The organism is Arthrobacter humicola, assembly GCF_022803015.1.
GTDB classification, from domain to species: Bacteria; Actinomycetota; Actinomycetes; order Actinomycetales; family Micrococcaceae; genus Arthrobacter; species Arthrobacter humicola_A.
In genome coordinates, this window is sequence record NZ_JAFKON010000004.1 from 63,776 (window position 1) to 84,195 (window position 20,420).

Here is a 20,420-nt window from a genome sequence, read left to right on the forward strand (position 1 = left end):
TGACGCCGACGGGCCGGCCATGGTGGCCCTCACCACAGCGACGGCAGGCTGCCCACGAGACGCTCGTACATGGCCAGCGCCGAGCCGTCCGTCAGCGACGCGACCTGGTCGATGACGACACGCAGCCGCGCGGCGTCGTCGCCCGCGTCGAGCCAGTCGGCGGCGAACATCGGTTCCAGGTGGCGGGCCCCCGTGGCGCTGAGTGCGGTGACGAGGGCGTGCAGGACCTCACGCTGGCGCTCGTAGATGGGCTGCCTGTGTTCGGTGGTCATCACGAAGGTGGTGGCCAGGCCCTTCATGACCGCGATTTCCATCACGGTCTCATCCGGGACGATCAGCTCCGCGTTGTAGCGGGTCAGGTTTTCCGGGCCGTAGACCGTGCGGGTGGCCTCCAGTGCGCTCTGGCAGAAGCGGCCGATGAGCTGGCTGGTCATGTCCTTGAGCGCCGCCATGGCCTTGCGGCTGCCGTCGGCCTCGCGCACCCAGACGTCCGTGGCCTCCAGCCGGGCCAGGGCGGCGTCGATCGCGGCGGGATCGTTGTGCGGCAGGTACCACTGCTTGGCGTAGCCGACGACGCGGGCGCGGTGGTCCGGGTTGTCCATCCAGCGCAGCTGGAAATGCCCCGCGACGATCGCGTCCTCGACGTCGTGCACCGAGTAGGAGATATCGTCCGCCAGGTCCATGACCTGCGCTTCGAGGCAGGACCGGCGTTCCGGGGCGCCGTCGCGGATCCAGTCGAAGATGGGGAGGTCGTCCTCGTAGGCACCGAACTTGCTGGTCCGCTCCCCGTGGATGACCGGGGCGTTTACCGCGGACCACGGGTATTTGGCGGCGGCATCGAGACTGGCCCGGGTCAGGTTCAGGCCGGCCGGCCGGCCGTCGGCGGCGAGGACCTTTGGCTCCAGCCGCGTCAGCAGCCGCAGCGTCTGGGCGTTGCCCTCGAAGCCGCCGATCCCGTGCGCCACTTCGTTGAGGGCCGCTTCGCCATTGTGGCCGAAAGGCGGGTGGCCGAGGTCGTGGCTGAGGCATGCGGTGTCCACGACGTCGGGGTCACAGCCCAGCGCACGGCCCAATTCGCGGCCCACCTGGGCAACTTCGAGGCTGTGCGTGAGCCGGGTCCGGACGAAGTCGTCGGTATCCGGGGCCACCACCTGGGTCTTCGCGCCGAGCCGGCGCAGCGCCGAGGAGTGCAGGACCCTTGCACGGTCCCGCTCGAAGTCCGAGCGGTAGGTGCTCTTGGGCGGCTCCTCGACCCAGCGGGCCCAGTCGCGGGAGGTATACCCGTCGAGGACGGGCGCGGTGGTCCGGGTCTCAGCCACCGGAGACATCCAGTTCGGCGAAGGAAATATCGCGGGTCTGGGCATCATCCAGCGTCCGGTTCAGCAGCCAGTCCTTGGGCAGTGCCGGTTTTTTGGGCGAACCGGCGCGGCCGCGCGGACCCTCGGCGTCGCCTCCGGGATACGGCGAGTCGAGGTCCAGCTGGTCCAGGGTGCCGCGCAGCACCTCCAGGCTGGTGACGAGCGCCAGCTTGGTCCGCAGTTCGCTGCCGACCACGTAGCCCTTGAAGTACCAGGCAATGTGCTTGCGGATTTCGCGCAGGGCTTTGCCCTCGTCCCCGAACGTCTCGACCATGAGCTCAGCGTGCCGGTACACGCTCTCGGCAACCTGGCGCAGGTCCGGCCGGTGCCGCTGGTCGCTGCCTTCGAACGCGGCCATGAGGTCGCCGAACAACCAGGGCCTGCCCTGGCAGCCACGGCCGACGACGACGCCGTCCACACCCGTTTCGCGGACCATCCGGACTGCGTCCTCCGCGGACCAGATATCTCCGTTGCCGAGAACGGGAATGTCCGGCAGGGCCTCGCGCAGCCGGGCGATGGCGGACCAGTCGGCCTGGCCGGAATAGAACTGTGCTGCCGTTCGGCCATGAAGGGCGACGGCTGCGACGCCGGAATCGCGGGCAATCCGGCCGGCGTCGAGGTAGGTCAGGTGGTCCTCGTCGATGCCCTTGCGCATCTTGATGGTCAACGGGACATTGCCCTTGGAGGCTTCCTTCACCGCGGTCTGGACGATGGAGGTGAAGAGGTCGATCTTCCATGGCAAGGCCGATCCGCCGCCGCGCCGGGTGACCTTGGGCACGGGGCAGCCGAAGTTGAGGTCGATGTGGTCCGCCCGGTCCTCCTCCACCAGCATCCGGACGGCCTGGCCGACGGTGACGGGGTCCACGCCGTACAGCTGGACGGAGCGGACTTTTTCGTCGTCGTCGTGCGAAATGATGCGCAGCGACTCCGGCGTGCGCTCGACGAGGGCACGCGAGGTGACCATCTCCGCCACGTACAGGCCGCCGCCGTATTCACGGCACAGTCTGCGGAAGGCGGAGTTGGTGATGCCCGCCATGGGAGCCAGGATCACGGGGGTGTCCACCGTGATCGGGCCCAGCTTCAGGGGCGGGAGTTCCAGCTTGGGGGCGGGAGGGGTTGCTACAACAGTCACCCGACCATTGTCTCAAAGACGGGCAAATCGGCCCGGTCCCGCTCCGGCTATGTGGAAATCTCCCCGATCTGGCGGCGTTCGGTGCGGGCAGATTCGTAGTCAGCCCCGCAGTGCGGCCCGCCGCCCGCGGCGGGTGGCGCCACCGGCACCGGCACCGCCGGACCCGACTAGGTCTGGCTCGGTCTCATCCGGCCCAGTCCCAGCCGGCCCGATGCCATCCGGCTCGGTCTCCGCAGACCCGCCGCCGTCGGACCCGCCCCAGTCGGACGCACCGGCGGCGGGCGCGCGGCCGCCGGCCAGCACGCGGGCGGAAGCGGCACCGGGCGTCTCCGCGCCGCCCCTGACCGCACCGCCCCTGGCCGCACCGCCCCTGATGCCGGTGGCCTTGACCACCAGCACGGCGATGAGGGTGGTGACCGGCACGGCCAGGACGAGTCCCACGGAGCCGACGAGGGTGCGGATGACTTCCTCGGAAAGTTCGGCACTGGTCAGGGCGTCCCCGAGCGGCCGCTCGTAGAGCATGACCAGGATCAGCACCGGCAGGGCCGCGCCGGCATAGGCAAACGCGATGGTGTAGACGGTGGAGGCGATATGGTCCCGGCCGATCCGCATGGCGGACGTGAAGAGCTGCCGGGCGCTGGTTTCGGGGGCCAGTTCCCACAGTTCCCAGACGGCCGAGGACTGTGTGATGGTGACGTCGTTGAGCACGCCCAGCCCGGAAATGATCAGTCCGCACAGGATGATGCCGGAGATTGAGATGTTGTCTGAGATGTTGGTCAGGGTGGCAGCGTCGTGGCTGCCCACACCGGCGAGGTTGGCGGCGTCGGTGGCCCAGGCCGCCAGCAGCGCCGTAATGGCGAGGCCGAACATCGTCCCGAGCAGCGCCGTCGACGTGCGGGCGGAGAAGCCGTGGGCGAAGTAGAGCACCCCGATCATGATCACCGTGGATCCCACGAGAGCCAGGAGCAGCGGCGGCTTGCCCTCGACCAGCCCGGGCAGCATAAACGAGACAAGCACCACGTATGCGCCGACAAGCCCGATCAGGGCCCGCAGTCCGCGCCAGCGCGCCACGGCGATCACCACGACGGCGTAGAGCACGGCCAGGAAGACGATGGGCAGGGTCCGGACAAAGTCGACGAAGACATAGGCCGGCGCGCCCTGGCCCGCGGCGCCCTGCACCTTGGAGAGGTTCAGGTAGCGGATGCCGTCCCCGGGCTTCACGCCGTGGGACTTCGCGACGTCAGGGTTGATGACCACTTTCACCGGGTTGCCGCCCTTGTCCGGCTCGGTGTAGGCGAACGTGCATTGAGAGCCCTCGTTCGGCGGCTGCGGCGCGGCCCCGGAACCGGAGGTGCCCTGCTGGGCGGCGTCACCGCCGGCCTGGACATCCGAACAGCTGCCGACGACGACCCGCTGGATCTTGCCGGTGTCAAACGTCACCCCCGGGGCCGCCGCGTACGGGCTGGCCAGCGTGATGCCTTCCTTGCTTCCCGACGGCCACATGAAAGCCATGGCCGCCAGGGTCAGCAGGGTCAGCGGGATCAGGATGGCAGCCAGGATCCAGTTGGCCTTCTTCCGCGCAGCCAGCATTTGAGGCGTCGGCTCCGGATGTTCGTTGTGGGAGTGCGAGTGTCCGGCGCCCATCAGCAGTTCAACCTCATGCCGAAAACTTTACGGCGTGGGCGGTTCCGCTCAGGACCGATGACGCCGCGCTTACGCCGGCGCGATGTTCTGGTTGACGTGGAAGAGGTTCTGCGGATCGTATTTGGCTTTGACCTCCCTCAGCCGCTTGTAGTTCTCCCCGTAGTTCTCCGCAACCCTGGGTAGATCATCGCCGTCCATGAAGTTGATGTAGCCGCCGGGGGCCGAATAGGGCCGCAGGGCGGCCGCGTAGTCCCGCACCCACGCGATGTTTGCCTCGTTTTCCGCGGGGTCCATCCACTGCGCCGCGATCACGGGCGAAAACTTCACGTTCCTGTTGGCGAACGCCGTGTCCGTCACGCCCACCCGCTGGACCGCACCATCGATGGGGTAGAGGTGTACCGCGGTCTGCACGCTGGGGACCTTGCTGCCGTGTTCGATGTGCGCCGCGATGGCACCGTCGTTCAGTTCTGCCAGAAAATCCGCTTTCCAGTAGGCCTGCATGCCAGGGGGCTGCAGCGGGTCGAATGCCGAGTTCAAGGCGGGGTACGGCATTGGTCCCACCATGGATCCCGCAGCCGGCGCGGCGTCCAGGAACGGCTGCCAGCGTGCCGGACCTTCCGCCGGATCACCGGTCCACATGCCGACGATGACGCACACCGGTTTGCCATGCCATTCCTCGGGCAGGAACGGAACAGGAGGACCCTGGTGGAAGCCCAGGAACGCGCCAAACTCTTCAGGGGCGGTGGCCATGTAGTCCCGGTAAAACCGCGCCACCGTCTCGGCATGCTCGATGGGGTAAATGATGATGCCGGCGTGGACCATGTCCACGGGGTGCATCCGGTACTCGAACGACGTCACGACGCCGAAGTTCCCGCCGCCGCCGCGCAACGCCCAGAACAGGTCCTCGTTCTCGCTTTCGCTGGCGGTAAGGAATTTTCCCTCGGCCGTGACGACGTCGGCAGAGAGCAGGTTGTCGCAGCTGAGTCCATACTTGCGGCTCAGGTATCCAATGCCGCCGCCGAGGGTCAGCCCGGCGATGCCGGTCGAGCCGACAATGCCGCCGGGAGTTGCCAGCCCGAAGGCATGGGTCGCGTGGTTGAAGTCAGCCCACGTCGCACCCGGCTCCGCGCGCGCCGTCGCGGCTGCCGGATTAACCCGGACGCCGGTCATGTTGGAGAAATCGATGACCAGGGCGTCATCCCACGTGCCAAAGCCCGGGGCACTGTGTCCTCCACCGCGGACCGCCAGGTCCAGGGAGTTGTCCCGGGCGAAGTTGACGCAGGAGATGACATCGGCCACCTGGGATACCTGGGCCACCGCTGCCGGCCTCTTATCGATCATGCCGTTGAAGACTGCCCGTGCCGCATCGTAGCCGGCGTCGCCGGGCGTGATGATCTGCCCGCGGACTTGCCCGCGCAGGCTATCGAACTGTGTTCCGTTCATTATGTATACCGTCGATTTCGTCGTGAGATTCGACCGGACGGTTCTCTGCGCTCCCAGCCGGCGTGGCGCCCGGAGGTTTACCTGCTCATGCCTACTCTTCCCGCATTTCCCCGTCAAGGGCGCCAGCAAATGCACGCGTGCCGGCCGCACCCATCACCGGGGGCGCCGGCTCCGAATCCACACTAGGGACCACCGGCCTTGACGGGAGGGGGCCGCAACCTATGGTTGGTAATTGACGGACGAAGGACCGGAAGGAGACATACGTGGCAATGCGCAAACTCGACGACCGCGAGCCGGAGGCGGGCCGTTCCGGGCCCGTCGCCAAAGCCGTGCTGACCATCGCCGAAGCCGCCGGGGAGGCCCGCGGAGTCGTGTTGATCCTGCACGGCGGGCGGGCCGACAGTTTTGACGCAGTCCGCGGCCGGCACCTGAGTCCGGCCCGGATGGTGCCCTTCGCCCGGGCGCTGCACAGGCAGGGCGGCCCCCACGGGCTGGCCGTGTGGACCCTGCGCAACCGCTACCGCGGCTGGAACGGGGAGGACATGTCCCCCGTTCACGATGCCCGTTGGGCGCTCGCCCGGATCAGCCAGGAACATCCCGGCGTGCCGGTGTACCTGCTGGGCCACTCCATGGGGGGTCTCACGGCGCTGTGCGTGGCCGACGACGCGCAGGTCGAGGCCGTCGTCGCGCTCGCCCCGTGGCTGAACCACAAGACCTCGGTCCAGCCTGTCGCGGGCCGCCGCGTCCTGATCGTCCACGGGACCGACGACCGCTGGACCAGCCCGGCGAACTCACTGGACTATGCCCGGCGCGCCGAGGGCGTCGCCGCGTCCGTTGACTACGTCTCGCTCAAGGAGGCCGGCCATTTCATGATCCGCCGGCTGCCACTGTGGAACGTGCTGGCGAACGGCTTCGTCCTGGACGCCTTCAGCGAGGCAACGGGGGCCGATGTTTCCGGCGCCAGGGACGCATTGCGCAGCGCCCTCGGCGGCGCCCCGCCGGCGGCCGGAACGCGTATGCCGGTGGTGTTGTGATGCCGCCGTTCCCGCTCGATGCCTTCCTTGCCAGCCTGCCCTGGGTCATCGCGGGACTCGTGGTGCTGCTCGCAGTGACTTTCGCGGTTGCCGTGCGGCAGAACCGGCACTCCGTCATCGACACCGTCTGGGGTCTGGGCTTCGTGGTGGTGGCCGGCATCTCGTGGGTGCTTTCCGCCGGATACGGCGACGCCGGCAGGCGGCTGCTCCTGCTTGCCCTGGTCGCGGTGTGGGGCATCCGCCTCGCCGTCCACATCGGGGCACGCGCACGCGGCGGCCACGAGGACCCGCGCTACGTGGACATGCTCGCCGGAGCGCCCGGATCACGCAATGTCTATGCCCTGCGGCGGGTCTACCTGCCCCAGGGGCTGGTGATGTTCTTCGTCTCGCTCACCATCCAGGTCGGCATGTTCGCCACGGGAAGCCTGGGCTGGCTGGCGTTCGCCGGCGTCCTGCTCTGGATCCTTGGCTTCGTGTTCGAGACGGTCGGCGACTGGCAGCTGACGCAGTTCAAGGCCGATCCCGCCAGGCGCGGCACCGTCCTCAACACCGGCCTGTGGCGCTACACCCGCCACCCCAACTATTTCGGCGACGCCGCCGTCTGGGCAGGGCTGTTCCTGGTGGCGGCCGATTCCTGGCCGGGTGTCCTGACCGTGCTCTCCCCCGCCCTGATGATCTGGACGCTCGCCGGCAAGACCGGGAAGCCGCTGACGGAAAAGGCAATGTCCGCGCGTCCCGGGTACAAGGAATACATCGACTCCACCTCCGGCTTCCTGCCCTGGCCGCCCCGGCGGCGGGTGGGCGGACACTGACGTGCGCGGCCCGGCAGGTGCCCGGCACGGGCTGGGCTGGCGGCCCGTGAAGTGGCGGCCGGAGCCCAGCGACCGGTTCTACCGTTTCATTGTCCGCACCGGGCTGGCGCTGCGCTGGCTGTTCCGGATCCGCGTCCTCGTCACGGGGCGGGAGCACCTGCCCCAGCCCGGGCCTCCCAATGCCTCAACCCGCGGCGCATCAACCCGCCTCCCGTCCCGCCCGGTGGTGCCCGGCCAGGGCGCCGTGATCGCGATCACGCACTTCGGCTACCTCGACTTTGCCTTTGCCGAGATGCTGCTGTGGTGGCACAACCGGGCCCAGCTGCGTTTCCTCATCACGCAGGGCGCCGCCGACCACTGGTTTGCTGGCCCCGCGGTCAGCGCCGCCGGGCATGTGGTGGTCGGGTACGGATCGGGAGCACACGCCTACGACGCCGCCGTCGCCCGCCTGAGGGAGGGCGAATACGTCGCCGTCCTGCCAGAGGCCGGCGTGAGCCGCAGCTTCACGGTGCGCGAATGCAAGACCGGTGCGGTGCGGATGGCCGCCGAGGCCGGCGTGCCGATCATCCCGGTCTCCATCTGGGGCGCCCACCGGCTGATGACCCGCCACCATGCCTTCTCGCCGCGGCACGCCTGGCGCGCCCCGGTCCGCATCCACGTCGGCGAGCCGATCCTTCCGGGCTCGCTCCCGGACCCGGCCGACGACGCCCGGGCCGCGACGGCGCGCCTGGCCAAGACCCTGCAGGACGGGATCGACGCCGGCATTGCCGATTTCCCCCTGCGACCGGCCCCCGGGGCCTGGTGGATGCCGGCCGGTCTTGGCGGCGGCGCCCCGACCGAGGAGGAAAGACGCCGGCTCGACGAGGCCGACGGCCCCCGGCGCGCAGGTGCCAAGCGCCGATAAGCCCTACTTCCGCCATCGTCTTGACTAAACTCCGTGGGGTACAAAAAGCACTCAATGGAGAGGGACACCTGTGGCAAGCACAGTCGTGACCAAGAGCGGAACCGAAGAACGCGGTCTCGCACGGATAGCCCAACGAATGGCGGCGTGGACGGAGCGGTGGTTCCCGGACGCCTACATCTTCGCCCTCGCCGGCGTCGTCATCATCGCGGTGGCCGCACTCGCCATCGGCGCCACGCCCCAGGCAATCGCCGACTCGTTCGGCAACGGCTTCTGGGACCTGACGGCCTTTACCCTGCAGATGGCCATGGTGGTCCTCACCGGCTACGTCGTGGCCACCTCCCCGCCCGTGGCGAGACTGATCAACAGGCTGGCGCTCGTGCCGTCAACGGCGCGGACCGCGGTGAGCTTCGTGGCCGTGCTCGCCATGTCCGTGTCCTTCCTCAACTGGGGGCTCAGCCTGATCTTCGGCGGGCTGCTGGCCCGCGCGATTGCCCGCCGCAAGGACCTGACGGTGGATTACCGTGCCCTGGGTGCGGCGGCGTTCATGGGCCTCGGCGCCGTCTGGGCTCTGGGGCTGTCCTCCTCTGCCGCGCAGCTGCAGGCCACGGCCGCGTCGCTGCCGCCGGCGCTGCTGAAGATCACGGGCATCCTGGACTTCGGCACCACGATCTTTACCTGGCAGTCACTGCTGACGCTGGCCATCCTGATGGCCCTGACCACCGTGATTGCTCACTTCTCCGCGCCCCAGGGCGGCTCGATCCGCACCGCAGAGGACCTGGGCGTGGACCTGGACGACGAGCCGGCCGAGTCCGCGCCGCGTTCCCGGCCGGGCGAATGGCTCGAATACAGCCGGGTCCTGCCGATCCTGGCGGGCGTCCTCACGCTCGGCTGGCTCGTCTCGCAGTTCCTCACCAAGTCCTTCCTCAGCGTGGTCAGCAGCCTCAACGGCTACCTGCTCGTGTTCCTCATCCTGGGCCTGGTCCTGCACGGGACGCCGCGGAACTTCCTGCAGGCCGTGACGAAGGCCGTCCCGGCCACCGCGGGCATCCTCGTGCAGTTCCCGCTGTACGCGGCGATGGCGGCCATCCTGACCAAGGCCACGGGAACCGGCGGCATGAGCCTCTCCACCCACCTCGCGGCGTTCTTCTCGGACATCGGCAGCGGCGGCGGCTTCGCCGTCGTCATTGCCCTCTACACGGCTGTACTGGGCATCTTGGTCCCCTCCGGGGGCGGAAAATGGCTGGTAGAGGCGCCCTACGTGATGCAGTCGGCCACCGACGTGCAGATGAACCTCGGCTGGACCGTGCAGATCTACAACATCGCCGAGGCGCTGCCGAACCTGGTCAACCCGTTCTTCATGCTGCCGCTGCTCGCGGTGCTGCGGCTGCGCGCCCGGGACCTGGTGGGCTTCACCTTCCTGCAGTTCGTCTTCCACCTGCCGGTGGTCCTGCTGCTCGTCTGGCTGCTGGGCATGACCTTCGACTTCGTGCCGCCGGTGATGCCCAAATAACGGCGCCCCCCATAAGTGGGTCTTAACGCAGACTGACCCGCAGCTGCGGCCGTCATAGAGCTTTCTACGGCTACAGCTGCGGGTCAGTCGGGTTAAGGCCTAGGCCGGGTCGGAGACGACGAGCGTTTCCGAGCCCTGGACATGGGCCTTGCCGCTCTCGAGCAGCGGTTCGACGACGGTGCGCAGGGCGGTCATGGCGTCGTCCAGTTCGAGCATCACCGGGTGCTGGTAAGCGATCAGGGCCAAAAGGTCCCGGACGGCGGCCTTGGCCTCGTCCGCGCCAAGTTTGGGCTCGTGCCCGAGGAACACCTCAGTAGGCTCAGTGGTCGAGGCCGCGCCGCCGGCACCGGCATCGGCGCCGCCGTCGGCCCCCGGAATTCCCTGGGCGTAGCTGATGGCGAACCCCTCCAGCCGGCCCTTGCGGCTGGCCGCGATGCCGTGCCCGAAGGCGCTGGCCTTGGGCGCCCGCAGCACGATCGCTCCGTGGGCGCCGCTGAGGTCATCGAGGAACAGGCGCTGCACCGCGGCGACGCTCAGCTCCCCCGGGCTGTCCCAGCCGTGCACGGCCGTGTAGTAGCGTCCCACGACGTCGCTGAGCTCCACCGAACCCGTGGCCAGGTCCTCGACCTGGTCGGTGGCCGCGGACTCCGAACCGTCGCCGAACACCGGCAGCTTGAGCGGAGCCGGGTCAACGACGACGAGGCGGGAACGCTGGATCGGGGCCAGGCCCGCGGCCTCGGCAAACGCCGCACCGGGTGTGCCCGGCTCCACTTTGCAGCGCAGTCTGGACACGCCCGACGGCGCCTGGGCGGCCTCGTGCCGCAGCATGGTCAGCAGCGTGGACCCCAGGCCGGCGCGGCGGTGGTCCCGGGCGACCTCGACATACGCCCAGAGCCGGTCCGGGTGCAGCGAGGCCTCGTGGACCACGGCGGCCGCCACCGGAATGGCGACACCGTCCACGACGTCCTCGGCCACGATGCAGCGGCGCCACGGGGAATTGCCCGAGGGCGACAGCGTCCCGCGGAACTGTCCGGCCTGGACGGTCTCAGGGCCGCCCCAGATTTCCAGCAGCGCGAGGTCGTCGCCTTCCCGCCATTCCCGGTATGCGATCGCCATGATCAGGCGCCGATCAGCCGTGCGGCCAGGTAACCCTCCACCTTGTCCAGGGAGACGCGTTCCTGGCTCATGGTGTCGCGTTCGCGGATGGTGACGGCCTGGTCCTCGAGCGTGTCGAAGTCCACGGTGATGCAGAACGGGGTGCCGATCTCATCCTGGCGGCGGTAGCGGCGGCCGATGGCGCCGGCGTCGTCGAACTCGATGTTCCAGCTCTTGCGCAGCTGCGCTGCGAGGTCCTTGGCCTTCGGGGACAGGTCCTCGTTGCGGCTCAGCGGCAGCACGGCCGCCTTCACCGGCGCCAGGCGCGGATCGAGCTTGAGCACGGTGCGGATGTCCACCCCGCCCTTGGCGTTGGGGGCCTCGTCCTCGGTGTAGGCATCGATCATGAAGGCCATGAACGAACGGGTCAGGCCGGCCGCGGGCTCGATCACATACGGGGTGTAGCGTTCGTTGGTGGCCTGGTTGAAGTAGCTCAGGTCCGCGCCGGAGGCCTTGGCGTGGGTGGAGAGGTCAAAGTCGGTGCGGTTGGCGATGCCCTCGAGCTCGCCCCACTCCGAGCCCTGGAATCCGAAACGGTATTCGATGTCCGTGGTGCCCTTGGAGTAGTGGCTGAGCTTGTCCAGCGGGTGCTCGAAGAAGCGCAGGTTCTCTTCGCGGATGCCCAGGCCCGTGTACCAGGACATGCGTTCCTTCATCCAGTACTCGTGCCACTGTTCGTCGGTGCCGGGCTCGACGAAGAATTCCATCTCCATCTGCTCGAACTCGCGGGTGCGGAAGATGAAGTTGCCGGGCGTGATCTCGTTGCGGAAGGACTTGCCGATCTGGCCGATGCCGAAGGGCGGTTTCTTCCGCGAGGTGGTCAGGACGTTGGAAAAGTTCACGAAGATGCCCTGGGCCGTTTCGGGCCGCAGGTAGTGCAGGCCTTCTTCGCTGGCGACGGGGCCAAGGTAGGTCTTGAGCAGCCCGGAGAATTCATGGGGCTCGGTCCACTGGCCGCGGGTGCCGCAGTTGGCGCAGGCGATGTCCTTGAGGCCGTTCTCGGCGGGACGGCCCTTCTTCTCCTCGTACTCTTCCTCGAGGTGGTCCGCGCGGTAGCGCTTGTGGCAGGACAGGCATTCCACCAGCGGGTCGGAGAACACATCGACGTGGCCGGAGGCCTCCCACACCTGACGGGGCAGGATAACGGAGGAATCCAGGCCCACGACGTCGTCGCGGCCGCGGACCACGGACTGCCACCACTGGCGCTTGATGTTTTCCTTGAGCTCGGCGCCGAGCGGGCCGTAGTCCCAGGCAGAACGGGAGCCACCATAGATTTCACCGGCCTGGAAAACGAATCCCCGGCGCTTGGCGAGGGAAATGATCTGGTCGAGGACGGATTTTGCTGCCATGGGAACTCCAATTTTCTACAGGGCCGCTGGGTGCGGTCCGTGGTGTTGGCCCCGGGACGCCGGCTGGTTGCCGGCCGGGACGATACGAACAAAGCGATACGAACAATGCAATGCGAACAGTGCGATGCAAACTCCAAGCCTACCGGCCCGCTACCGCTTCAGCGCGCCCTTGGGCCAGGGCAGGGTGGCCAGGACGATGGCGCCGAGCGTCAGGATGGTGCCGAGGACCGTGGGGAGGGCGATCACCGTTCCGGGCACCGGCAATATAAGGTCCAGTCCGAGGGACCCCAGCAGCTGGCCGGCAATCATCCCGAGGCCGGTGACCAGCACGCCCAGGCTGCGGACCAGGAGGGCGCCGATGCCGATGAAGATGCAGCCGAGCGGGCCGCCAAGGTAGTACCACCACTGCGCCGGGAGGGGGTTGCCGGCCCCGGCCACGGCGAGTTTGATCAGCCAGGCCACCCACAGCAGGGCCGCTCCGGCGATGAAGTTCACGAGTGTCGCGGCGATGGGGGTGCCGTAGTGCACGGTGGCTGTGCCGTTCATGGCCTGCTGGAAACTCATCAGGAACCCGGCCAGGAGCGGAAGCATCACGGGAACCAGCAACTGCAGCCCGGATTCCCCGGCGCTGAATCTGGGCGACACCGCCCAGGCGACGGCGGCAACGGTGAGCACACTGCCGAGCACCCGGATGCCGGTAATGGGCCTCTTCCCCGCCGGTCCGATCCCCATCCGGTCCACCAGCAGGCCGCTGAGGGTCTGTCCCGTCACGGCGGCCACCGTGAAGAGGGCGACGCCGAGCAGTCCCACGGTGAAGGACTGGGCGAAGACGAAGAGGGCGCCGATGCAGCCGGCCAGGACGTAGTACGGCGGAAACTGCCGTTCGCGCACGGCGGGCAGGATCCGCGCCAGCCCTGCGCGGCCCCGGGGCAAGGCCAGGGAAATGACCGTCATGACCAGCAGTCCGGTGCTGAAGCTGACGACGGCGGCACCGATTCCGTCCTCCAGCGCCACCCCGAGGGCGCCGTTAATCCGGCCCTGGATCGGGATGAACAGTCCCGTTGCGACGGCCATGGGCAGGCCGACGATCAGCGGAAGACGGCGGTGATGGGTCATAGGTGCCACCTTAGGTCAGGCATTATTGCTTGTATGAGCAATCCGGAATTCGAAGACATCACTATCCGCGACAGCATGATCCGGCTGGGCCAGCTGCTGAAGCTTGCGAATCTGGTCGAGGACGGCGTGGAGGCCGCCGAACTGATCAAGAACGGGCTGGTGAAGGTCAACGGCGAAATCGACGAGCGCCGCGGCCGCCAGCTGCACGACGGCGACACCGTCACCGTGAACGGCCGGACCGTGCGGATCAGCGCGCCCCCGGCCGCCTAGCCGCCCGCCCGGCGCCGCTTCCCGGCGCACACTTCCCCGGCGCGCCTACTTCTTGGCGTTGAGCACCACGTGCGTGAGGAACTCCGAGACGTGGCCGATCTCCTGCTGGTTGATGCCGTGCCACATGCCCGTGTAGAGGACCTTGGTGAGCTTCACGTGCTTGCGCACCCAGCCGACGGTGTAGTCGATCTTGTCCTCGGTGATCACGGGGTCCTGCTGGTCCCGCCCCCAGAACAGCGGCACAGTGCCGTCCAGTTCGCCGTCGCGGAAGCTGGGGTCATCGCCGGCGTCGACGACAAAACCTGACAGCCCGACGACGGCGGCAAAGTCCGCCGGCCGCTGCCGCAGCAACGTGGTGGCCATCGCCATGCCCATCGAGAACCCCAACAGCGTCACCGACGGGTGGTTGGCTTTGACGCCGTCGAGCCAGTCCTGAACGTAGCCTGCCGCGACCTTGACGGCGTCGAGCGAGTAGTCAATGGACCCTGTCAGCGGGAACCAGGTGAAGCCCGGTCCCATGGCGATCGGGGCGCGCAACGAGGCCACCGCAAATTCCTGCGGCAGCATCCCGGCCAGGCTGAGCAGATCCTGTTCGTTGGCGCCGTAGCCGTGCAACAGGACAAGAAGCGGCTTGCCGGCCCGTTCCTGCTCCGGCTGGGACCATTGGACGACAGGGGCGGGGAAGGCGTCAGCGTGAGTCATGGAACTATTCTTACAGTTACCCGACGGTAACAAATTACGGGGCGCAGCTAATACGGTGGCGCAGCTAAACGGGAACAGTGCAGGATAAGGGGGTGAGCAATACCTATCCCATGGAAAATTCACCGGACACCCCAGCCGAGACCACCGTTGACACCGTCACCCACCCGTGGACCCGGTATGTGGCGATGGGCGACTCATTCACGGAGGGCATCGGCGATCCGGAACCGGCCAGTCCGGGCGGCCATCGGGGCTGGGCGGACCGCGTGGCCGAGGAACTCAGCCGTGGGCACAACGACTTCGCCTACGCGAACCTGGCCGTCCGTGGCCGGCTCCTGCAGCAGATCGTGGACCAGCAAATGGCTCACTGCCTGTCCCTCAAACCGGACCTCATCACGCTCTCCGCAGGCGGCAACGACCTCATCCGCCCGGGCGGCGATCCGGACGTGCTGGCCGAAAAGCTGGATTCGGTGGTGCAGATCCTGAGCCTGGGCGGCGCCACCGTTGTCCTGTTCAACGGCCCGGATACCGGCTCCACGGTGCTGGGCCGGATCCGCAGCAAGGTGGCCATTTACAACGAGAACCTGCGCACGATCGCCGCGCGCCACGACGCCGTGATCGCGGACATGTGGTCGCTGCGCCAGCTCAATGACCCGCAGATGTGGAATGTCGACCGGCTGCATTTCTCACCGCTGGGCCACCACACGATCGCGGCCATGGTGCTGGACTCGCTGAACGTCGAGCACACGCTCCAGCCCCTCTCCCCCAAACCGCTGCCACAGCGCAGTTGGCGCGAGGCGCGCAGCGGGGACCTGGTGTGGGCCAGGGAGTATTTCGTCCCCTGGGTGGTCCGCCGGCTGCGGCACCGCTCCTCCGGCGACGGCATGACGGCCAAGCGGCCGCTGGCCGGACCGGTGTTCGGTCCCGGCGTTCCGCTTGGTTCCGGCGAAGGCCCGCCCGGAGCCGAGGACGCGGTCCGGTCCTGAGGCTTCGGGCCTGAGCCTGCGGGGCATAAGCTGGAGGAACACTTCTCCGGCCCTACAGATGAGCCCGCAGATGAGAAGGCCCAGCAGCTGAAAGGCCCAGTACCGTGAGCAGTATGTTCTTCTGGATCATCGTGTTGTCCTTCCTGGTTCCCGTGGCGATGCGCCTCTACCGCAGGTCTGCCCGCGGCCGGAACCAGGGCACGCCGGGACAGTTCGGCCGGTTCCCGGGCAGCCAGAACAACCCCGGCCAGGGTAACCAGCCGCGTGATGGCTACACCCAGCAGGACTACTTCGGCGGCTTTGGCCAGCTGGGCGCCCCGAAGCAGTCGGGTCCTGCCAACGAGCCGTATCCCAACCCGCCGTACCCCAGCGCGGAGTACCCGAGCGCGCAGAACCCCCGTCCCCGGTTTCCGGACCAGCCGTTCCCGAACCAGCCGTACCCCGGCCAGCAGTACCCAAACCCGGTCGGCTACCAGTCCCCCGTCCCGTACGAGGACAGCCCGGAGTACCTGAACAACCCGCCGCAACCGCAACGGCCGCAGGCATCGCAAACTCCCCCGGCGCCGGGCGCGGGACAGGCGCAGGCGCCGCAGTCTCCGCCGCCGTCGGCCGGGCAGGGCTACCGGGCCCGCAAGCTGGCCGAGCTCGACCAGCAGTACACCGACGGCAAGCTGTCCATGGAGGACTACATGGCCCAGCGCGCGGAAATCATGAAGGGCTAAGACCCTGCCGGGCCGGCGAACTCGACGTCGGCCGCTTTGACCGTTCCCGCCGTCCGCCCCGGCGCCTTGTGGTACTGCCAGTACAGATTGGTGTGCGCGACCACCAGAGCCGGCGGCGGGGCGCCGTACTCGGTCAGGTCCTCGGTGGTGTGGGCGTCGGCGACCAGCGTGACGTCGTAGCCGCGGGTGATCGCGCCGTGCAGGGTCGAGCGGATGCACTCGTCGGTCTGCGCACCGGCCAGGAAGAAGCGCCCGATGCCGCGCCCGGCCAGCACGGATTCCAGGTCGGTGGCCTCGAAGGCGTCGCTGTACTCCTTGGCCACGAGCGGCTCCGAACTGCGGCGCGCGAGCTCCGGCACGTACTGCCAGCCGTCGCTGCCGCGCGGGAGTTCCTCACCGCTGTGCTGCACCCAGACGACGTCCGCCCCGGCGTCGCGGGCCTTGTCCACGAGCGCGGCGATGGTTGCGACGACGTCGTCGCGGCGGTAGGCCTCCGCGACGACGCCGATCTGCATATCGACGACGAGCAATGCCGTGTTGGGACGGTTGACGAGCGTGGTCATGGTGCCTCCCGGATCCTGGCTGTCCCTGCGTGCCTACTCTAATCCCGGCCCCCGAAAGCAACGAGGGGTCACTTGCGGCCCCTGATCCGGTGCCGGATGGGCGCTGAGTGACCCCGCGTTGCCTTCACGGGCAGAAGCGTCAGTCGACCTGGGGGAAGCCGAGGTCGATCACCGAGGTGGACGGGTCCGGCCAGCGGGTGGTGACCACCTTGCCGCGGGTGTAGAAACGGATGCTTTCAGGGCCGTACATGTGGGTGTCGCCGAACAGCGAATTCTTCCAGCCGCCGAAGGAGAAGGTGCCCACCGGCACCGGGATGGGCACGTTGACGCCCACCATGCCGGCCTCGACGTCGAACTCGAACTGGCGGGCGGCGCCGCCGTCGCGGGTAAAGATGGCCACGCCGTTGCCGAACTCGTTGTCGTTGACCAGCTTCACGGCGTCGGCATAGGTCTCGACGCGGACCACGGAGAGGACGGGCCCGAAGATCTCGTCGTCGTAGACCTTCATTCCGGGCTTGACGTGGTCGATCAGGCTGACGCCGATGAAGAAGCCGTTGGAGTCGAAATCGTGTTCGCGGCCGTCCACCACCACGGTGGCGCCCTCGTCGGCCGCTCCGGCAACGTAGGAGGCCACTTTGTCGCGGTGCTCGGCCGTGATGAGCGGACCCATCTGGGAGGCCGGGTCCGTGCCCGGGCCGATCGTGAGGGCTGCCATGCGGGTGGTGATCGCCTCCACGAGGTCGTCGGCGATGCTGCCGACCGCGACGAGGACGCTGACTGCCATGCAGCGCTCCCCGGCGGAGCCGTAGGCGGCCGAGACGGCGGCGTCCGCGGCCATGTTGAGGTCCGCGTCCGGCAGGACCACCATGTGGTTCTTCGCGCCGCCCAGGGCCTGGACGCGCTTGCCGTGATCAGCGGCGCGCTTGTAGATGGACTGCGCGATCGGCGTCGAGCCGACGAAGCTGATGGCCTTGACCGTCGGGTGTTCCAGCAGGACGTCCACGGCTTCCTTGTCCCCGTGGACGACGTTGAGCACCCCTGCCGGCAGCCCGGCCTCGGCGAAGACCTGGGCGATGAAGATGGCGGAGGACGGGTCCTTTTCACTCGGCTTGAGCAGCACCGTGTTTCCGCAGGCCAGGGCGCTGCCGATCATCCACAGCGGCACCATGGCGGGGAAGTTGAACGGCGTGATGCAGGCGACGACGCCGACCGGCTGGCGGACCGAGTGGACATCGACGCCGCCGGAGACCTGCTCCGAGCGTTCGCCTTTGAGCATGTGGGAGAGCCCGGTGGCGAATTCGATGTTCTCCAGGCCGCGGGTGATTTCACCTTCCGCGTCAGAGAGGACCTTGCCGTGCTCGCTGGTGAGCAGGGCCGCGAGTTCGGGCCGGCGCTGCATGAGCAGTTCACGGACCTTGAAGAAGATGGCTGTGCGCCTGGCCAGGCTCGTGGCGCGCCAGCCGGGCAGGGCGGCGCGGGCGGCCTCGATGGCCTCCTCGACGCGGGCGGCGGAGGCCAGGGCGACCTCTTTCTCCTGCTCGCCGGTGGCCGGGTTGAACACGGGGCCGAAGCGCTCGGCGTCGGCAATCAGGGCGCCGTTGATGAAGTGCGGGATGCGTTCCATGGGTGGGTCTCTTTCGTGAGGGGCAGGGCCGTTAAGGGCAGGGCCGTGAAGGGCAGGGCCGTTAAGGGCTAGTTGGCGGACTCGAGGGTGCCGTCGACGAGCTTGACGATCATCGAGCAGTCCTGGCCGGACTGGCCGGAGTCGATGAGCCGCTGGAAGAGCTGCTGGACGTGCTCGCCGAGTTCCAGCGGGGTGCCGGTGTCCCGCGCGGCGCTGATGGCCAGGCCGATGTCCTTGTTGGCCAGTTCGGTGGTGAATGTCGGAGCGAAGTCGTTGTTGGACGCGGCGGTCGGCACGACGCCGGCCACGGGGTACCAGGTGCGCAGCGCCCAGCTGTCGCCGGAGGAGACCGACGCGATGTCCCAGAAGACCTGCTTGTCCAGGCCGAGCCGCTCGGCCAGGACCGCGCCCTCGGCGGTGGAGGCGAGGTTGATGAAGAGCATGAGGTTGTTGCAGATCTTCGCGGCCTGGCCGGTGGTGGCGCCGCCGGTGGGGATGATGTTCGCGGCCATGGGGCGGATGTATTCGGTGGCGTCGGCGACGGCGCCGGCCTCGCCGCCGATCATGAACGTCAGTGTGGCGGCCTTCGCGCCGCTCATGCCGCCGGAGACGGGTGCGTCGACGAAGCGGAAGCCGGCGGCAGCGGCGGCGTCGTGCAGGGCCTGCGCGGAGGCGATGTCTATGGTGGAGGAATCCACCAGGAGGGTCCGGGTGTCCGCGTGGGCAAGGACGCCGTCCTGGCCGAGGTACACGGCGCGGGCGTGCTCACCTTTGGGGAGCATGGTGAAGACGACGTCGGCGCCGGCGACGGCCTCGGCGATGCTGCCGGCGGCCTTGACTCCCCCGGCTTCGGCGGCGGCAACGGCTGCGCTGTTGAGGTCGAAGCCACGGACTTCGTGTCCGGCGTTTGAGAGGTTGACGGACATGGATCCGCCCATGTTTCCGAGTCCGATCCAGGCGATGACTGCCATGGCTTAAGCTCCTTTGCTTGATGTGCTGCCGGGCGCCTCGACGCGCTCCGGCCTGAAAACCGAAACTCCGGCGCCCCGTGTCCACCATCACACCCTGCTAGAGTGCAATCAAGGTAAAAAATCACAGATGCCATGTGCACAGATGCACAATGACGGGCTCTGGCTCCGCCACGCTCGCTGCAGAGGGGGACAATAGTGGACTTGCGCCGGCTTCCGAGCCCCGACGACCTGCTGATCCTGCTGACCGTGGCACGGCTGGGCCGGTTCAACGCCGTGGCCGAGACGCTCGGCACCACCCACACCACCATTTCCCGCCGCGTCCTGGCCCTCGACAAACAGCTCGGCGGCCGGACGCTCGAACGCAGCCCGCACGGCTGGGAGCTGACCGAACTCGGCAGCCAGGCGGTCGCGGCGGCGGAAGCCATCGAGGGCACTCTCGGTGCCCTCTCCAGCAGCATTGCCCGCTCCGGCGACGTGGTCTCCGGCTTGGTCCGGATCAGCACCCCGGACGGCTTCTGCGCCGAATTCCTGGCCCCGGCCCTCGTCCGGCTGCAGCGGGCGAATCCGTTGCTCAACGTCGAACTGCTCAGCGCCACCCGCAAGGTGAGCCAAAACCGCTCCGGCGTGGACCTGGAAGTGGTGGTGGGCAACATGGACACCACCACCGCCCGCGCGATCTTCCTGAGCAACTATTTCCTCAGGCTGTACGCCAGTCCCGGCTATGCGCAGGAGCACGGGCTTCCGGCAACGCTCGACGACGTCCGGCAGCACGGCTTTGTCTCCTACGTGGAATCGGCGCTCCAGGTCGCGGAGCTGGGCCACCGTTCAACGCAGCTGCCGGTGCCGCGGTCCAGCTTCCAGGCCACAAGCGTCTTCGCCCAGCTGGAGGCCGTCCGGCGGGGCGCCGGGATAGGCCTGCTCCCCAATTTCCTCGTGGCGGGCCGGCCGGAATTTCTGCCCGTCCTGCCGGACGACTTCCAGCGCCAGCTGCCCATCTGGGCTGTGGCCCGGCCCGAGGCGCTGCGTTCGGCCCCGGTCCGTGCCGTGCTGGAGGCGATCCGGACCGAGATTGCCGACCGCCAAGCGGTCCTGGCAGGCTGAGCGGTCCTGGCGGCTGAGCCAGCTTGT

19 protein-coding genes are annotated in these 20,420 nt (G+C 68.3%); 8 read left to right on the forward strand and 11 right to left on the reverse strand.

The features are described from left to right. Positions 1-29: 29 nt before the first annotated feature. The 4 genes from ARTB_RS10060 to ARTB_RS10075 form a co-directional block, all read right to left on the reverse strand. Complete coding sequence (locus ARTB_RS10060; protein WP_243179636.1) at positions 30-1,328, reverse strand: deoxyguanosinetriphosphate triphosphohydrolase; 1,299 nt, start codon at positions 1,326-1,328, stop codon at positions 30-32. Continuing rightward, positions 1,312-2,490: a tRNA dihydrouridine synthase DusB gene (gene dusB, locus ARTB_RS10065; protein WP_018774562.1), complete on the reverse strand. Its 1,179-nt coding sequence runs from the start codon at positions 2,488-2,490 to the stop codon at positions 1,312-1,314. Before dusB ends, ARTB_RS10060 begins: the two co-directional genes overlap by 17 nt. A gap of 99 nt (positions 2,491-2,589) precedes the next feature. Then, positions 2,590-4,134: a YibE/F family protein gene (locus ARTB_RS10070; protein WP_243179637.1), complete on the reverse strand. Its 1,545-nt coding sequence runs from the start codon at positions 4,132-4,134 to the stop codon at positions 2,590-2,592. A gap of 69 nt (positions 4,135-4,203) precedes the next feature. Then, positions 4,204-5,577, reverse strand: a complete 1,374-nt coding sequence (locus ARTB_RS10075; protein ID WP_243179638.1) for an FAD-binding oxidoreductase — start codon at positions 5,575-5,577, stop codon at positions 4,204-4,206. A 269-nt stretch (positions 5,578-5,846) separates the two neighbouring features. Between ARTB_RS10075 and ARTB_RS10080 the strand changes: the two genes are divergently transcribed. From ARTB_RS10080 to ARTB_RS10095, 4 genes are all read left to right on the forward strand, one after another. Continuing rightward, entirely contained in the window at positions 5,847-6,611 is a 765-nt protein-coding gene (locus ARTB_RS10080) for an alpha/beta hydrolase (RefSeq protein ID WP_043437079.1), read from the forward strand. Beyond that, entirely contained in the window at positions 6,611-7,423 is an 813-nt protein-coding gene (locus ARTB_RS10085) for a DUF1295 domain-containing protein (RefSeq protein WP_243179639.1), read from the forward strand. Before ARTB_RS10080 ends, ARTB_RS10085 begins: the two co-directional genes overlap by 1 nt. A gap of 46 nt (positions 7,424-7,469) precedes the next feature. Beyond that, entirely contained in the window at positions 7,470-8,327 is an 858-nt protein-coding gene (locus ARTB_RS10090) for a lysophospholipid acyltransferase family protein (protein ID WP_243180348.1), read from the forward strand. Between the two features lie 70 nt (positions 8,328-8,397). After that, the gene (locus tag ARTB_RS10095) at positions 8,398-9,837 is read left to right on the forward strand and encodes a short-chain fatty acid transporter (protein WP_243179640.1); all 1,440 of its coding nucleotides are present in this window, start codon (positions 8,398-8,400) and stop codon (positions 9,835-9,837) included. A gap of 99 nt (positions 9,838-9,936) precedes the next feature. Here ARTB_RS10095 and ARTB_RS10100 read toward each other — a convergent pair whose 3' ends face one another. The 3 genes from ARTB_RS10100 to ARTB_RS10110 all read right to left on the reverse strand — a co-directional run bounded on the left by ARTB_RS10100 (position 9,937) and on the right by ARTB_RS10110 (position 13,457). Beyond that, entirely contained in the window at positions 9,937-10,953 is a 1,017-nt protein-coding gene (locus ARTB_RS10100) for a GNAT family N-acetyltransferase (RefSeq protein ID WP_243179641.1), read from the reverse strand. 2 nt (positions 10,954-10,955) lie between these two features. Continuing rightward, the gene (locus tag ARTB_RS10105; protein WP_028278290.1) at positions 10,956-12,341 is read right to left on the reverse strand and encodes a glycine--tRNA ligase; all 1,386 of its coding nucleotides are present in this window, start codon (positions 12,339-12,341) and stop codon (positions 10,956-10,958) included. Positions 12,342-12,491: 150 nt separating this feature from the next. Then, positions 12,492-13,457, reverse strand: a complete 966-nt coding sequence (locus tag ARTB_RS10110) for a DMT family transporter (RefSeq protein WP_028278291.1) — start codon at positions 13,455-13,457, stop codon at positions 12,492-12,494. A gap of 33 nt (positions 13,458-13,490) precedes the next feature. Between ARTB_RS10110 and ARTB_RS10115 the strand changes: the two genes are divergently transcribed. Continuing rightward, on the forward strand, positions 13,491-13,727 hold the full coding sequence (locus tag ARTB_RS10115) for an RNA-binding S4 domain-containing protein (RefSeq protein WP_018774572.1): 237 nt from the start codon (positions 13,491-13,493) through the stop codon (positions 13,725-13,727). A gap of 45 nt (positions 13,728-13,772) precedes the next feature. On the opposite strand, the gene ARTB_RS10120 is transcribed toward ARTB_RS10115, so the two are convergent. After that, a complete protein-coding gene (locus tag ARTB_RS10120) occupies positions 13,773-14,429 on the reverse strand; it encodes an alpha/beta hydrolase (RefSeq protein ID WP_028278292.1) in 657 nt (218 codons plus the stop codon). Between the two features lie 110 nt (positions 14,430-14,539). On the opposite strand from ARTB_RS10120, the gene ARTB_RS10125 reads away from it, so the two are divergent. Both ARTB_RS10125 and ARTB_RS10130 read left to right on the forward strand, forming a co-directional pair. Continuing rightward, on the forward strand, positions 14,540-15,412 hold the full coding sequence (locus ARTB_RS10125) for an SGNH/GDSL hydrolase family protein (protein WP_043437127.1): 873 nt from the start codon (positions 14,540-14,542) through the stop codon (positions 15,410-15,412). 113 nt (positions 15,413-15,525) lie between these two features. Then, the gene (locus ARTB_RS10130) at positions 15,526-16,134 is read left to right on the forward strand and encodes a hypothetical protein (RefSeq protein ID WP_243180357.1); all 609 of its coding nucleotides are present in this window, start codon (positions 15,526-15,528) and stop codon (positions 16,132-16,134) included. Here ARTB_RS10130 and ARTB_RS10135 read toward each other — a convergent pair. The 3 genes from ARTB_RS10135 to mmsB form a co-directional block, all read right to left on the reverse strand. After that, a complete protein-coding gene (locus ARTB_RS10135) occupies positions 16,131-16,697 on the reverse strand; it encodes an isochorismatase family protein (protein WP_243179642.1) in 567 nt (188 codons plus the stop codon). The genes ARTB_RS10130 and ARTB_RS10135 overlap by 4 nt on opposite strands. 139 nt (positions 16,698-16,836) lie before the next feature. After that, positions 16,837-18,321 carry a CoA-acylating methylmalonate-semialdehyde dehydrogenase gene (locus ARTB_RS10140; RefSeq protein WP_243179643.1) on the reverse strand — a complete coding sequence of 495 codons (1,485 nt, stop codon included), beginning with the start codon at positions 18,319-18,321 and terminating at the stop codon, positions 16,837-16,839. 68 nt (positions 18,322-18,389) lie between these two features. Further along, complete coding sequence (gene mmsB / locus ARTB_RS10145; RefSeq protein WP_243179644.1) at positions 18,390-19,292, reverse strand: 3-hydroxyisobutyrate dehydrogenase; 903 nt, start codon at positions 19,290-19,292, stop codon at positions 18,390-18,392. Positions 19,293-19,493: 201 nt separating this feature from the next. Between mmsB and ARTB_RS10150 the strand changes: the two genes are divergently transcribed. After that, entirely contained in the window at positions 19,494-20,393 is a 900-nt protein-coding gene (locus tag ARTB_RS10150) for a LysR family transcriptional regulator (protein ID WP_243179645.1), read from the forward strand. The last annotated feature ends 27 nt before the right edge of the window (positions 20,394-20,420 follow it).

Coding starts and splice junctions, on each gene's coding strand:
- ARTB_RS10080 (WP_043437079.1), top strand. CDS start 5,847: ATGCGCAAACTCGACGACCGCGAGCCGGAGGCGGGCCGTTCCGGGCCC.
- ARTB_RS10110 (WP_028278291.1), bottom strand. CDS start 13,457: ATGACCCATCACCGCCGTCTTCCGCTGATCGTCGGCCTGCCCATGGCC.
- ARTB_RS10105 (WP_028278290.1), bottom strand. CDS start 12,341: ATGGCAGCAAAATCCGTCCTCGACCAGATCATTTCCCTCGCCAAGCGC.
- ARTB_RS10130 (WP_243180357.1), top strand. CDS start 15,526: ATGTTCTTCTGGATCATCGTGTTGTCCTTCCTGGTTCCCGTGGCGATG.
- ARTB_RS10135 (WP_243179642.1), bottom strand. CDS start 16,697: ATGACCACGCTCGTCAACCGTCCCAACACGGCATTGCTCGTCGTCGAT.
- ARTB_RS10100 (WP_243179641.1), bottom strand. CDS start 10,953: ATGGCGATCGCATACCGGGAATGGCGGGAAGGCGACGACCTCGCGCTG.
- ARTB_RS10060 (WP_243179636.1), bottom strand. CDS start 1,328: ATGTCTCCGGTGGCTGAGACCCGGACCACCGCGCCCGTCCTCGACGGG.
- mmsB (WP_243179644.1), bottom strand. CDS start 19,292: ATGGCAGTCATCGCCTGGATCGGACTCGGAAACATGGGCGGATCCATG.
- ARTB_RS10085 (WP_243179639.1), top strand. CDS start 6,611: ATGCCGCCGTTCCCGCTCGATGCCTTCCTTGCCAGCCTGCCCTGGGTC.
- ARTB_RS10120 (WP_028278292.1), bottom strand. CDS start 14,429: ATGACTCACGCTGACGCCTTCCCCGCCCCTGTCGTCCAATGGTCCCAG.
- ARTB_RS10140 (WP_243179643.1), bottom strand. CDS start 18,321: ATGGAACGCATCCCGCACTTCATCAACGGCGCCCTGATTGCCGACGCC.
- ARTB_RS10075 (WP_243179638.1), bottom strand. CDS start 5,577: ATGAACGGAACACAGTTCGATAGCCTGCGCGGGCAAGTCCGCGGGCAG.
- ARTB_RS10070 (WP_243179637.1), bottom strand. CDS start 4,134: ATGGGCGCCGGACACTCGCACTCCCACAACGAACATCCGGAGCCGACG.
- ARTB_RS10115 (WP_018774572.1), top strand. CDS start 13,491: ATGAGCAATCCGGAATTCGAAGACATCACTATCCGCGACAGCATGATC.
- ARTB_RS10125 (WP_043437127.1), top strand. CDS start 14,540: ATGGAAAATTCACCGGACACCCCAGCCGAGACCACCGTTGACACCGTC.